The organism is Actinosynnema sp. NPDC049800 (assembly GCF_040656635.1).
Lineage (GTDB): Bacteria > Actinomycetota > Actinomycetes > Mycobacteriales > Pseudonocardiaceae > Actinosynnema.
On the sequence record NZ_JBFAMT010000060.1, the window covers coordinates 41,894 to 55,350 of the forward strand.

Annotated in this window: 11 protein-coding genes; 8 read left to right on the forward strand and 3 right to left on the reverse strand. The window is 74.5% G+C overall.

What is annotated here, in order from left to right:
* Positions 1 to 198: 198 nt before the first annotated feature.
* From AB0I91_RS38310 to ligD, 3 genes are read left to right on the forward strand one after another with little or no spacing between them, the layout of a single operon-like run.
* The gene (locus AB0I91_RS38310; RefSeq protein WP_498781563.1) at positions 199 to 813 is read left to right on the forward strand and encodes a hypothetical protein; all 615 of its coding nucleotides are present in this window, start codon (positions 199 to 201) and stop codon (positions 811 to 813) included.
* The gene (locus AB0I91_RS38315; protein WP_499641236.1) at positions 813 to 1,925 is read left to right on the forward strand and encodes an MFS transporter; all 1,113 of its coding nucleotides are present in this window, start codon (positions 813 to 815) and stop codon (positions 1,923 to 1,925) included. The genes AB0I91_RS38310 and AB0I91_RS38315 overlap by 1 nt, the downstream gene beginning before the upstream one ends.
* 29 nt (positions 1,926 to 1,954) lie before the next feature.
* Entirely contained in the window at positions 1,955 to 2,896 is a 942-nt protein-coding gene (ligD, locus tag AB0I91_RS38320) for a non-homologous end-joining DNA ligase (protein WP_499616289.1), read from the forward strand.
* A gap of 27 nt (positions 2,897 to 2,923) precedes the next feature.
* On the opposite strand, the gene AB0I91_RS38325 is transcribed toward ligD, so the two are convergent.
* Positions 2,924 to 3,745, reverse strand: coding sequence for a bifunctional DNA primase/polymerase (locus AB0I91_RS38325; protein ID WP_499641238.1), 822 nt, complete (start codon positions 3,743 to 3,745; stop codon positions 2,924 to 2,926).
* Positions 3,746 to 4,071: 326 nt separating this feature from the next.
* Here AB0I91_RS38325 and AB0I91_RS38330 point away from each other — a divergent pair, with 326 nt between their 5' ends.
* From AB0I91_RS38330 to AB0I91_RS38340, 3 genes are read left to right on the forward strand one after another with little or no spacing between them, the layout of a single operon-like run.
* Positions 4,072 to 4,620: a hypothetical protein gene (locus AB0I91_RS38330; RefSeq protein ID WP_499616292.1), complete on the forward strand. Its 549-nt coding sequence runs from the start codon at positions 4,072 to 4,074 to the stop codon at positions 4,618 to 4,620.
* Positions 4,621 to 4,630: 10 nt separating this feature from the next.
* Positions 4,631 to 5,362, forward strand: a complete 732-nt coding sequence (locus tag AB0I91_RS38335; protein WP_499641240.1) for a class I SAM-dependent methyltransferase — start codon at positions 4,631 to 4,633, stop codon at positions 5,360 to 5,362.
* Between the two features lie 40 nt (positions 5,363 to 5,402).
* Positions 5,403 to 8,231 carry a DEAD/DEAH box helicase gene (locus AB0I91_RS38340; protein ID WP_499641242.1) on the forward strand — a complete coding sequence of 943 codons (2,829 nt, stop codon included), beginning with the start codon at positions 5,403 to 5,405 and terminating at the stop codon, positions 8,229 to 8,231.
* On the opposite strand, the gene AB0I91_RS38345 is transcribed toward AB0I91_RS38340, so the two are convergent.
* The gene (locus tag AB0I91_RS38345) at positions 8,185 to 9,018 is read right to left on the reverse strand and encodes an alpha/beta fold hydrolase (RefSeq protein WP_499641244.1); all 834 of its coding nucleotides are present in this window, start codon (positions 9,016 to 9,018) and stop codon (positions 8,185 to 8,187) included. The genes AB0I91_RS38340 and AB0I91_RS38345 overlap by 47 nt on opposite strands.
* A gap of 34 nt (positions 9,019 to 9,052) precedes the next feature.
* Between AB0I91_RS38345 and AB0I91_RS38350 the strand changes: the two genes are divergently transcribed.
* Entirely contained in the window at positions 9,053 to 10,696 is a 1,644-nt protein-coding gene (locus tag AB0I91_RS38350; protein WP_499641246.1) for a hypothetical protein, read from the forward strand.
* Here AB0I91_RS38350 and AB0I91_RS38355 read toward each other — a convergent pair.
* A complete protein-coding gene (locus tag AB0I91_RS38355; RefSeq protein WP_499616306.1) occupies positions 10,672 to 12,762 on the reverse strand; it encodes a tetratricopeptide repeat protein in 2,091 nt (696 codons plus the stop codon). The genes AB0I91_RS38350 and AB0I91_RS38355 overlap by 25 nt on opposite strands.
* A gap of 181 nt (positions 12,763 to 12,943) precedes the next feature.
* On the opposite strand from AB0I91_RS38355, the gene AB0I91_RS38360 reads away from it, so the two are divergent.
* Positions 12,944 to 13,336: an ATP-binding protein gene (locus AB0I91_RS38360; RefSeq protein WP_498781577.1), complete on the forward strand. Its 393-nt coding sequence runs from the start codon at positions 12,944 to 12,946 to the stop codon at positions 13,334 to 13,336.
* Positions 13,337 to 13,457 lie beyond the last annotated feature (121 nt).

Below are 13,457 nucleotides of genomic sequence, written 5' to 3' on the forward strand. Positions count from 1 at the left end.
TACCGCTACCGGGTCAGTCCCGCCGCGCGCGTACCCCGCCGGGCCCATGCTCCCGGCACGTCGTGCGGACGGCCCCGCGCGTGCGCGATCTTCTCCGTCACCCAACCGATGTTTCCGCATCAATGCGGCCTCATCGTGGGTCCATCGCACCGACGCCCGCACAACGACGTGTGCGGCCTCACCGGAAGGTGCACCCCGATGATCCACTCCGTACCCGCCGAGCACGCGGACGAGGCAGGCGCCCGGGCCGAGACCATGGCCAGGTTCCTGCGCGACGTACCCGTCCCCTTCACCCGCGTGCTGTCCCTGTGGGTGGGCTACCGCCTGCGCCGCGACCCCCGGCAACCCGACACCCGGCACCACCTCACCCCCCGACAGGCCCACCTGCTCGGCTTACCGCCGCACGCGGTGGTGACCAGGCGCGAGGGCTACCTCGTGCCCCACCTCGGCGACCACGGCCCGCGCCTCGCCGCGATCACCGCGCTGGTGCACCAGCGCGGCCTCGAACTGGACGAGCCCGCCCGCGACGAGCTCGCCCGCGGCTACACCCCGCTCGGCGTGCTGGTCACCGGCGCCCACCGGGCCACCCACTACGCCACCACCACCCGTGCGCCCGACGACCCCGACTTCGCCGACCCGTTGCCCGACGACCCCGACGACGTGCCCGCCCTGTGGTGCCAGGCCACCCTGCTCAGCGCGGGCAGACCCGTGGCCCTCGTGCGGGAGACCGTCTACCGGGTGGCGTTCACCGGCCGCCGCCCACCCGACCTGACCACCCACCTGACCCCGGCGCCGCCCCGACTGGTGTCCTGATGCGCGCCCGGACCGCCGCGCTCGCCGCGACGACCGTGGCGGCGGGTTCCAGCGGGTACGTGGTCGCGGCGGTGTTGACCGAGGTGGCCGCCGACCACGGCGTCACCACGGCCGCGGCGGGCGGGACGATCACCGCGTTCGCCCTCGCCTACGCGGTCGGTTCACCCGTGCTGGCGATGCTCACCGCGCGGTTCGAACGGCGTGGCCTGCTGGTGACCGCGCTGCTGGTCGCCGCGCTGGGCAACGTCGGCGCGGCGCTGGCGCCGACGTTGGACCTGCTGCTGGCGGCCCGCGTGCTCACTGCGTGCGGCGCGGCGCTGGCCACCCCGGCGGCCACGGCGGTCGCCGCCCAGCTCAACCCCGGCCACAGGGCCAAGGCGATGGCGGTGGTGACGGCGGGCCTGACCGCGGCCACGCTGCTGGGCGTGCCCGCCGGGCGGTTCGTCGCCGACCGGCACGGCTACCGGGCGGCGTTCGTGCTGGTGGCAGTGTTGTGCGTGGTCGCGGCGCTGGTGGTGCGGTCGGCCGTGCCGCCGGTGCGCCCGGGACCGGCGGTCGGGTTCCGCCAACGGCTCGCGCCGCTGGCCGACCCGCCCGTGCAACGGCTGCTGGCCGTGTCGCTGCTGGCCTGCCTGGCCACGTTCAGCGTCTACGGCTACCTGGGCCCGATCACCGGCCACCCGCCCGACGGCGGTCACCTGCTCGCCTACGGCGTCGGGGGTGTGCTGGGCAACGCGATCGGCGGGGTCGCGGCGGACCGCCACGGGCCGCGCACGCCGTTGCTGGTGGCGCTGGGCGGCTGCGCGGCGGTGCTCGTGGTGCTGCCGACGATGCTGACCGGGCTGACGGCGTTCGTCGTGATGGCCGCGTGGGGCGCGTTGTTCTGGGCGTTCAACCCGCCCCTGTTCGCGGCCCTGGTGGCGGTGGACCCGGACCGGGCGAACCTCCTGCTCGCCCTGAACGCGTCCGCCATCTACACGGGCATCGCGGGCTCCGGTGTGCTCGGCGGGGCGGTGGCCGCGCCGGTCGTGCCCCTCGTCGGCGCCGCCGTCGCCGTCGCGGCCGCCGTGATCGCCGCCACGAACGTCGGAAGGAGGCTGGTGACGCGCTGATCGACGCGATCCGGGTTAGGTTGGCCCGCATGGCCGGAAAGGTGCCTTCGGTGGAGCTGGAGGTCGGGGACCGCGTCGTGCGGATCTCGAACCCGGATCGCGTCTACTTCCCCGCGCGAGGGGAGACCAAGCTCGACCTCGCCCACTACTACCTGTCGGTCGGCGACGGCATCGTGCGCGCGCTGCGCGAGCGGCCGTGCATGATGCACCGCTTCCCGTCCGGGGTGGCCGGCGAGAAGGTGCACCAGAAGCGGCTGCCCGGCGGCGCGCCGCCGTGGGTGCGGACCGTGCGCGTGCACTTCCCGCGGTACAACCGGCACGCCGACGAGCTGTGCGTGACCGACGTGGCCGACGTGGTGTGGGCCGTGCAGATGTCGACGGTGGAGTTCCACCCGTGGAACTCGCGCAGCGCCGACACGGAGAAGCCGGACGAGTGGCGCATCGACCTCGACCCGATGCCGGACTGCCCGTTCGACCGGGTGCGGCGGGTCGCGCACGTGGCGCAGGAGGTGCTGGCCGATTTGGGCGCGGTGGGCTGGCCGAAGACCTCGGGCGGGTCCGGGCTGCACATCTACGTGCGGATCAAGCCGGAGTGGGGTTTCGCCGACGTGCGGCGGGCGGCGCTGGCGTTCGCCCGCGAGGTGGAGCGGCGCGCGCCCGACGACGTGACCACGGCCTGGTGGCGGCGCGACCGCGACCCGCGCAGCCTGTTCGTCGACTACAACCAGAACGCCCGCGACCACACGATCGCCAGCGCGTACTCGGTGCGCGGCGTGCCGGAGGCGACCGTGTCCACGCCCGTGCGGTGGGACGAGATCGACTCGCTGGACCCGCGTGACTTCACCATCGCCACGGTGCCCGCCCGGTTCGCGGAGCTGGGCGACCTGCACGCCGGGATCGACGACGCGGTGTTCTCGCTGGAGCCGTTGCTGGAGTGGGCCGACCGCGACGGGCTCGACGTGCCGGAGTGACCTCCGCGCCGGCCCGGTGGTCGGGCGTCACCGCAGCACGCGAGGCCGCCGGCGACCCAGCGCGATGCCGTTCTCCACGTGGTGCAGCGCTTCGCGCTCGGTCCAGCCCTCGATGCCGTTGTGCCTCGCGGCGGCGGCCAGCAGCACCGCCATCGCGGTGGTCTCGTCCAACCAGCCCGCGCCGACCAGCTCGCCGAGCCGGCACGCCGCGGTGAACACGATGTGCGCGCGTGCGCCGGGGCGGGCTTCGCGCACGCGTTCGGCCTCGCCTTCCACCACCGCGGCGCGGTAGGCGTCGACCCGGCGCGGCGAGGACCGCTGGGTCGGGATCGGCAGGTCCTCGCGCGGCGGCGGGGTCAGCACGGCGACCAGCCACCCGGGCGCGGGCGCGACCGGCGCGTCGCGCAGCACCCGGTACCGGTGGTGGCAGAGCAGGGAACCGGCGGCGACCACGTACCCGCCGACGCCCCGCGTGTCGACGTGCGGCGCGATCCGGCCGGCGGTGTTGCCCAGCGGCACGTCCGGCGCCTGGAAGTAGCGGTGCTCTCCCCCGCTGGGCGTCGCCACCGTGTAGGTGTCGCGCGGGTCCTCGTCGCCGTGCTGCCAGGCGCGGCGGGCGAACGCCTCGCGGCCGTGCGGCACGTCGAGGTCGACCACCAGCAACCCGGCCGGGCCGCACGAGATGCCGACGTTGTAGGCCCGGCGCGACCACCAGTGCCGGATCCGGTCGCGGTCCAGGGTCGCCTCGTCGTCCCAGCCGCGCAGCGCGGGCGTCTTCCCGTGCGGGCGCAGCGGCATCACGGGCCAGCCTCGCGCGGCGGCGGCCAGCGCCGCCCGGTACCTGGTCATGCTCGTCCCCCCTTGTGTCGGGCAACGGGGGAAGCGCCGCCGATCTCCAGTCTGCCGGGGTCGACGCGCCCGGTACAGGGCCACCAGGACGCCGTGCACGGCTTCGTCACCTCCCGCGTCCTCGGCCTGGTCCCCCACTTGTCGCAAGGTCGCACCGCTACTTCCGCGATGACCTGCGCGGCGCGGTCGACGGCCGGGTGGCGGCCCGCGGCACGCCGGCAAGAAGGCGATAAGACGACGGACAACCCCCGCGTGCAGGACGGCGTTCATCCCATCGGGTAGTGATAATGACCTCCCGGTCCCATAACATGGTTCTAGGGGGCGCTATGAATCGCAATGAGGTCATGGAAGACGGTGACCTCGTCGAAAGATTTGCGCGCCGACTCCGGTTGTTCGATTCCAATGCCGATGGCATCGTGCGCCGCCGCGACGTGGCGGCGGTCGCCGAACGGCTGATCCGGGCATTCCGCGTCGACACCCAGTCGATCGGCGCCGAACGGATCCGCAGCGCGTACGAGATGCTGTCGCTGGCCTTGCTCGCGGACTTCGGCGACTTGGCGCGGGACGAGGTCGCGGTGCCCGGGTTCACTCAGGCGCTGGCGGCCGACCACGCCCGGATGGCCGGCCTCGGCCGCCGGATCGCCCGCACCGACGCCTGCGCGGTGCGCGAGTGCCTCGCGCCGATCGGCGCGGCCGTGAAGGCGGAGCAGGTCGCCGAGGTGATCGTGGTGCTCGGCGCGCACCCGGGCCACCAGCCGGTGATCCAGCAGGCGCTGGAACGCGACGGCGAGCTGATCCGGTTGGCGGCCGCGATCCGCCCGTTCTCCGACCACTTCACCGGTTGTGGCTACCCCGGGCTCTACGGTCGGCCATAAGGTCGCGGACATGGCGGAATCGGACGACCAGTACGACGCGCTCGGCGAGCTCTACGAGCGCACCAAGCACATCCCGACCGGGTTGGCCGAACGCGCCACGCTCCTGGCCGCGCTGCCCGACCTGCGCGGGAAATCGGTGCTCGACGTCGCCTGCGGCACCGGCTTCCACCCGCGCGAGTTCCGCCGCCTCGGCGCGGACCCGGTGGTCGGCGTCGACTCGGCGAACGAGATGCTCGCCCACGCGCGAGAGGCGGAGCGCCGCGCGCCGCTCGGCATCACCTACCACCGGCACGACGCCGACGCGTTGCCGGTGCTGGGCGTCTTCGACGTGGTGACCGCGATCTGGCTGCTCGGGTACGCCGAGGACGAGGCCGCGCTCGACCGGATGATCGGCAACCTGCGCGCGAACCTCGCACCCGGCGGCACGCTCGCCGTGCTGGTGCCCAACCCCGACCCGGACTGGGACGTGCTCGCCGACTACGCCCGCTACGGCTACGAGGTGGTCCGCACCGGGCCGTCCGGCGCGCGGCAGCCGGTGGTGGTGCGCGTGCTCGGCGAGCCGCCGTTCGACTTCGACTCGTTCTACTGGCTCGGCGGCGTGGTCGAGGCCGCGCTGACCCGCGCCGGGCTGCACGACGTCACCCGGCACGCCACCGTGATCCCCGAGGACGGGCGCGGTGAGGAGTTCTGGGGTCCGCTGCGCCGCAGCCCGAGCTTCGCGGTCTTCACCGCTCGCGCCTGATCCCGGTCCCGCTGTCGGACCCGGATGGCAGGATTTCCCCGTGACCGTTCCCGCAGTGCTGCGCACGCTGGCCCGGCTCAGCGCGTCCGAGCAGCCGCAGCGGGTGCAGCTCGACCTGACCAAGACGGCCGGGCTGGTGTGGATGGGCGCCGACGAGTCCGCGTGGCGCACCCTCGCCGAAGGTGGGCAGCTGCCGAGGTGGACGCCGGTGCCGTGGACCGCGCGGCCCGACCAGCACGCGACCGTCGACCGGCTGGCGTCGTTCGACGCGCTGCACCAGGAAGACCGGCTGCTGCGGCTGGGGTGGGCGTTCCTGTGCGGACCGACGACGATCAACGGCCAGCGCAGGCGCGTGTGCCTGCCGTTGGTGTCGCGGCCGGTCCGGCTGCACCCGGCGGGGTGGCGCGCCTACGTGTTCCAGGTCGCCGGTGACCTCGGGATGTTCCCGTTGCTGGACGACTGGTCCAAGGCGGCGGAGCTGGAGACGCGGCTGGCGAAGGGCACCGAGTGGATCAAGGCGACGTTGGCCGCGAGCGGGTTCGACGACGTCCCGGTGCTCGGGCCGAAGCACGACCCGCGCGGGCTGATCGGCGGTGACCGGTTGGTCGTCGTGGCCGGGGCCGGGCTGCACGCCGGCGAGCCGGTCGTCAGCACCGAGCGTGGCGCCGCGCTCTACACGTGGGCGCGCCGCAGCGGCGTGGAGCAGACCGCGCTGGCGGGGCTGTACTCGTCGGCCGAGGACGTCGCGGTCGACCACGACGACGTGGTGCACGGCGCGTTGCCGTTGAGCCCGAGCCAGCGGGCGGCGGTGGTGGCGGCCCGCACCGCGCCGGTGACCGTGATCGGCGGGCCGCCCGGCAGCGGCAAGACCCACACGCTGGCCGCGATCGCGCTGGACGCGGTGGCGTCGGGCCGTTCGGTGCTGCTGGCCAGCCGGACCCGCAACGCCGCCGACGTGCTCGGCGAGGCGCTGCGGCGCGCGGGCGGGCCGGTGCCGGTGCTGTTCGGCGACTCCGAGCTGCGGCAGGAGATGGCGCGCGACCTGAGCGCCGGGCTGGCCGCCACCACCGTGAAGGGCGAGCTGGACCAGCTCGACCGGAGCAGGCAGAGCGCCGTCGCGGCGGTCGCGCGGATCGAGCGCGCGGTGCGCGAGGCGTTGCGGGACGAGGAGCTGGTCGAGGCGGCGGTGCGGTTCGAGGCGTTGATGCCGGGGCATCGGACCGTGACGCCTCGCGCGTTCGACGAGGGTGTGGACTTCGAGCGGCTGCACGGGCTGCTGCGCCCGCGGCACGGGCTGTTCGGCGGGTGGCGGACGCGGTGGGCGCTCCGGTCGGCGCGGCGGCTGACGGGCGCGGCGGACGACGTGGACCTGGCGGACCTGGAAGCGGCGGTGCGGGCCGCGGAGCAGTCCGCCGCGCAGGTCCGGGTCGCCGCGAACGGCGGCACGTCGCTCGACGCGCTGCGCGGGCTGCTGGCCGAGGAGGACGCGCGCGGGCACACCGCGATCGCCGCGTGGCTGGCCACCCTGGCGGTGAGCCGTCGTGGCGCGGGGCCGCGGCGGGCGGTGGCGGCGTTGGCGACGGCGTTGCGGTCGGGCCGGGCGGCGCGGCGGCGGGCGTTGGCGGACGTCTCGACCTCGGACCTGGTGCAGGCCCTGCCGCTGTGGGTGGGCACGTTGGCCGACGTGGAGGACATCCTGCCCGCCGTGCCCGGCGCGTTCGACCTGGTCGTGATCGACGAGGCGAGCCACGTGGACCAGCCGCTCGCGGCGCCCGCGCTGCTGCGCGGCAGACGGGTGGTGATCGGCGGCGACCCGCGTCAGCTGCGGCACGTGTCGTTCGTCGGCGAGCAGGCCGTGCGCGAGGCGTTGACCGCGGAGGGCACGGAGTCGTTGGCGGACCGGCTGGACGTGCCGAAGGTCAGCCTGTTCGACGCGGGCGCGGCGGCGGCCGGCGTGCACTGGCTGACCGAGCACCACCGCTGCGCGCCGCACCTGATCGGGTTCGCCGCGACCCGGTTCTACGAGGGCCGGATCGCGCTGCTCACCACGCACCCTTCGATCGCGGACGTGGACTGCATCGACGTCGAGCACGTGGCGGGCGTCCGCGACGACAAGGGCGTGAACGAGGTCGAGGTGGACGCGGTGCTCGCGCACCTGCGTCGCCGCATCGCCGCCGGCGTCCGCTCGATCGGCGTCGTGACGCCGTTCCGGGCGCAGGCGGACGCGCTGGAACAGGCCCTGCTCGACCGGCTCAGCCTGGAGGAGATCACCACGGGTGGGGTGCGGGTCGGCACCGTGCACGGCGTGCAGGGCTCGGAGTTCGACGAGGTCGTGATCAGCCTGGCGTTGACCGACGCCGACCGGCCGGCGGCCTGGCGGTTCGCCAACGACCGCAACCTGCTGGCCGTGCTCACCACGCGGGCGCGACGGCTGGTGCACGTCATCACGTCGGCCGCCGAGCCGGTCGGGCTCCTCGGCGAGTACCTGCGGCACGCCGAGGTCCCGCCGACCGAGACCGAGGGCGTCGCGCCGTCCGACGAGTGGACCGCGCGGTTGGCGGCGGAGCTGACCGGGCTCGGCCTGGCGGCGCGCACCGGCTACCCGGTCGGCCAGTGGCGGGTCGACCTCGTGGTGGGCGAACGCGGGTCGGCCGTGGCCCTGGACACCCGGCCGCACCCGGACGGCGCCGCGGCGCACCTCGCCCGCTGGCGTGCCCTGCGCGGCGCGGGCTGGCGGGTGCACGACGCGTTCCCCAGCCGCTTCGGCGGCGACCCGGCGCGGGCCGCGGTGGAGTTGGCGCAGGAACTCGCGCCGGCGTCGACTACGCCCGCTCGCGCAGCCAGTCCAACGCCGACGGAGCGGACGTGACGATCGAGACGTGGCCGTCCTCCGGCGAGAGCCGCAGTTCGGCCGCGGGGCACCGGCGGGCCAGCCACTCGGCGTGCGAGCTGGGCACGACGCGGTCACGCAGACCGTGCAGCAGGAGCACCGGCGCGGTCACGTCGGCGGGGTCGAACCCCCACGGGTTGACGTAGGCCAGGTCGTCGTCGATCCACGCGTCCGGCCGTCCCGCCCGCACGGCCGGGCCCACGACCTCGTCGAACCACGACCACTCGCCGGCGAGGGCGGCGAAGTCCGCCTCGGTGAACTCGGGGTCGTACCCGACGCCCGACGCCTCGAACCGCTCCTTCACCGCACGCCCGGCCTCCGCCGCGCGCAAGGACGCCACGCCCGAGGCCGCCATGCCCGCGAACCAGTCGAGCCCGTCCGCGCGGAAGGGCGCGAGCCCGGCCAGGCTGACCACGCCGAGCACCCGGTGCGGAAGCAGCGCGGCACACGCCAGGGCGTGCGGCCCGCCGCCGGAGTACCCCACCACGGCGAACCGGTCGAGGCCCAACGCGTCGGCGACGGCGGCGGTGCAGGTCGCGGCTGAGGCGATGTCCCGACCGGGGTTCGGCGTCGACCCGCCGTAGCCGGGGCGGTCGTAGGACACCCAGCGGAGGCCGAGCCGTTCGGCGGCGGGGAAGAGCGGCGCGGGAGGCGCGCCGATGTTCGGCGTGCCGTGGTGCCAGATGACGGCGAGATCGCCCGCGCCGGTGTCGTACGCGTGCAGCGTGCGGCCGTCGTCCAGGGCGATGTCGATCTCCGTCAGCACGGGCGGAGCCTAACAGCGGATAAGATCGCGCCTCGTGTTCGACGAGCGGTGGACGGTGGTCCCGGATCGGCCGGTCACCACCAGGTGGGCCACCCGTCGGGCGGAGAAGCTCGTGCTGGGCGTCGTGCACAACGTGACCTCGGCGACGCGCCTGTTCGACGTGCTGCCGCTGATCGCCACCGACCCGAGGGTCCAGGTGCTGTTCGCCTGCACGGGGTCGTCCGCGTTCACGCCCGGCACGGCCGAGCACCTGGCCGACCTCGGCGTGCTGACGATCGACTGGGCGCAGGCTGAGCGGACGCGGTTCGACCTGGCCATCGCGTCCAGCTACGGCGGCCCGCTGGAACGGCTGCGCGCACCGCTCGCGGTGTTGCCGCACGGCATGGGCTACAACAAGTACTTGGAAGTCGGGGATCGGAAACCGGTTTTCGGGTTGTCTCCCGAATGGCTGACCCACCGCGGTCGGCTGATCCCGTCGAGCGTGATCCTCTCGCACACCGAACAGCTGGACCGGCTGCGGTCGAGCTGCCCGCAGGCCGTTCCGGCGGCGGTCGTCGCGGGCGATCCGTGCTTCGACCGGATGCTGGCCAGCACGCCGCTGCGCGAGACGTACCGGGCGGCGCTGGGCGTCGGGCGCGGTCAACGCCTGGTGGTCGTGTCCTCGACGTGGGGCCCGGGCAGCCTGTACGACCAGGCGTCGGACGTGGTGCGCCGGCTGCGGCTGGAGCTCCCGCTGGACGAGTACCGGATCGCGCTGGCGCTGCACCCGAACACCTGGTTCGGCCACTCGCCGTGGCAGATCCGGATGTGGCTGGACGAGTGCGAACGGGCCGGGGTCGTGGTGCTGCCGCCGGAAGAGGGGTGGCGTGCCGCTCTCGTCGCGGCGGACGTGGTGGTCGGCGACCACGGCTCCGTCACGTTCTACGGCGCGGCCCTGGGTGTGCCGGTTCTGCTGGCAGCCGCTGCTCACAACGCCGTGGACCCCGCGTCGGCCGTGGGTCGCTTCATCGACAAAGCCGACCGGCTCACCCTCGACCGACCGCTGCGCGTCCAACTCGACTCGGCCGGGGTGAGCGACGACCTCGCGGCGATCGCCGCCCTGGTCAGCTCGGCGCCGGGGCGGGCCGCGACGTTGCTGCGCACCGAGTTCTACCGCCGGCTGCGCCTCGCCGAACCGCTCGACGAGCCGGGAGTCCGCACGATTCCCGTCGCACGGGTGGACGCACCACCGGTGGTGCACCAGTGGGTCGCGGTCGAGCTGGACGCGCCCGACCGGGCCCGGGTGGTCCGCTTCCCCGTCGACCTGCGTCGTGCTTCGCCGCCGCACAGCCACCTGGTGGTCGGTGTCGACACCCCGGACGCCGCGGTGCTGGAGAGCGCGGAGATCGTGATCCAGGACGATGCCGGCGACGCGGAGCGGTGGATCGCGGCGATGTTCGACGCGTTGCCGGGTCTCGGGTCGGCGTCCATGCCCGACCACTCCGGGCGGTGGCTCGTCGGCACGCGCGACGGCGCGCTCCTGGGCTTCACCGGTCCCGCACCGGCCGGACGGGTGTGGGCGTCGGTCGTGCACGCCTGGCACCTCGCGGCCACCGCGGTCCCCGCACGCGTCACCGTGGTGCTGGGCGGTGAGGAGCACACCGCCGAGGTGCGTCAGCTCAAGGCGGCCAGCCGCTGAGCGGTGGCGGCCATGGCGGTGACGAACCCGTGCTCGGCGTACAACGCCATCGCCTGCTCGTAGTACGCCTTCGCGGCCTCACCGCGCTCCAGGTCACCGAGCGCGTCGAGCACCTGGGCCTGGTCGAACGACCAGTTCTGCTCGACCGTGATCGCCCTGGCCCGCTCCAGGAGTTCTCGCGCCCGCCCGGTCGACCCCGACTCGCCGAGCTTGCGCCCCTGCCACAGCATGATCTTGGCGACGTTGCGCGGCTCCGGCGCGGCCAACCCGCGGAACCCCGCCAACGCCTGGTCCAGCAGCTCGACGGCCGCCTCCGGCGGCTCGGCCTTGGCCAGGTGGAACCGCGCGAGCGCGAGCCGACGCGGGTCGCCGACCGACTCGGCCAGCTCCAGGTTCCGCCGCAGCACCGCCCGCGCCTCGTCCGACTCACCGCGAGCCAGTCGGGCCAACCCGGCGCACTCCAGCGCGGTCGCCTCGGCCTCGACGTCTCCGACCCGCCGGGCGAGGTCGATCGCCGACGAACACCGGGTGATCGCCGCGTCGGTGTCGCCGAGGTGCAGGTAGGCGAACCCCAGCTGGGTCAGCAACACCGCCCGCGCCACGTCGGCGGCCGAGTGCTCCGCCGCGCGCACGCCGAGTTCGTTCGTGGCCAGCAGGTCGTCGTAGTACTTGCCCGGCTCGTACAACGCCCACAGCACCAGGCTCAGCACCACGACCGCGTCGAGCGCGCCGTCCTCGTAGCACGCGGTCGTCACGGCGCGCAGGTTCGCCCGCTCGCGTTCCAGCCACCCGCGCGGGTCGGCCTCGGCGGTGTGGCCCGCCGACGGCCGGACGTCGGGGAACAGCTTGCGCCGCCACACCCGCTGCCCCATCACGGCGGCTTCGGCGGTGACCGCGCCGGTGACGTACCAGTCGGCCAACCGCCGCCGGACGGCGTCGCGCTCGGCCCGGTCGAGGACCTCGCCGACCCGCGCCGCGTGCCCGCGCAGGAGGTTGTGCACCACCAGCCGACCGGCGACCGGGTCCTCCGCCACCCTCAGCGACACCAGCTCGTGCGCCGCGCGGCGGGCCTTCACCTCGCCGACGCCCATACCCGCCGCCAAGGCCGCGACCGACACGTCACCGGTGCCCGGATGCGCGCCCAGCACCCGGTACGCGGTCCGGGCGAGCGGGCTCAGGCGGGCGTAGGTGGCGTCGAACAGCGAGCCGAGCGTCGGCTCGTCGCCGACCGCCACCGAGGTGAGGCCGGCTTCCGGGTCGGCCAGCTCCTCGAGCAGGTCGGCGACCGACGACGTCGGCCGCTCCGCGAGCATCCCGCCGATCAGGCACAGCGCCACGGGCAGGCCCGAGCACAGCTCCAGCACCTCGTGCAGCGCGTCCGCGTCGTCGCGCACCCGGTCGCCGGCGAACTGGCGCAGCAGCTCCACCGCCATGTCCGGTTCGAGCGGATCGATGTCGATCAACGTGGCCCGTTGCCGGGCCAGCACCCCGAACGCGCCGTGACCGGTGACGAGCACGACCGAGCCGCCGGGGCCGGGCAGCAGGGAACGGACCTGGGCGGGCGAGACGACGTCGTCGAGGAACACCGCCAGCGACAGCCCGTGCGTGACCGAGCGGAACATCGCCGCCCGCGACGCCAGGTCCGCGGGCAGGTTCTCGCGGCGCACGCCGAGCGACACCAGGAACTCGCCCAGCACCTCGCGCGGCGCGACCTGCTGATCGCTCCACGCGCCGAGCGTCGCGTACAGCTGGCCGTCGGGGAACCGGTCGCGGACGTCGTGCAGCCAGGCGGTGGCCACGGTCGACTTGCCGCTGCCCCGCGGCCCGAGCACGACCTTGACCACCGGCTCGTCCAACGGCGGCCGGTCGGCGATGCCCCGCTCCAGCTCGGCCAGCACGCGCACCTGGTTGACCAGGTCGACGGGCGGCGGCAGCTGGTGCGGAACGTTCGTGGGCGGCCAGGGGACGCCGTGGAAGTGCACCCCGCCGTTGATCTCGCCGGCCTGCACCACCGCGTGGGCCGACCCGCCGAACTCGTTGCGCGCCGCCCGCTCTTCGCCGACCACCCGTGGACCTCCCGCGTCGGGGGCAAGATCGTCGGGCCAGCCTACCGGGCAGGACCGGTTCGCCACGGAGCGTCAACACGGGTGGTCGTCGGAACGTGATGGAGATCGTGGTTTGACCCGGCCGGCGAACGGTTACCTCGTGCGTGCGCCTTGAGCAGACAGGGTGCCGGAGGAGCGTGCGATGAACATGGTGGACCTGCCTGACGACGGGCTCGACCTGGAGCTGGGCGGCGTCCAAACACCCGACGGCATCGCCGGTTGGGTGCGACAGGTCGCTTATGAGGTGAACGGGCACCGCGTCGCCGAGCTCGCGTCGATCGCCACCGAACTGGTGGGCAACGCGCGGCGGCACGCCGAGGGGCCCTGGCGGGTGCGGTTGCTGCGGGTCGACGAACGGCAGGTCGTGCGGGTCGAGGTGGAGGACCGCAGTCCCAGCCTGCTGCCGGTGCTGGGCAGACCGGACGACCCGACCGCGGGCGCCGGGCTGCTGCTGGTCAACCGGCTGTCCGTGCGCTGGGGGTTCGACCACCACGAGGACCGCAAGGTGGTGTGGGCGGAGGTGCCCACCGGGTGACGGCGCGGTGGTGCGGGGTCCGCGGCGCGTGCGCCCGACCGTCACGCCAGCGCCGCCAGGTCCGCCGCCACGCGCGACCGCACGTGCCCGATCAGCCGCACGAGGTCCGGGCAGTACACCG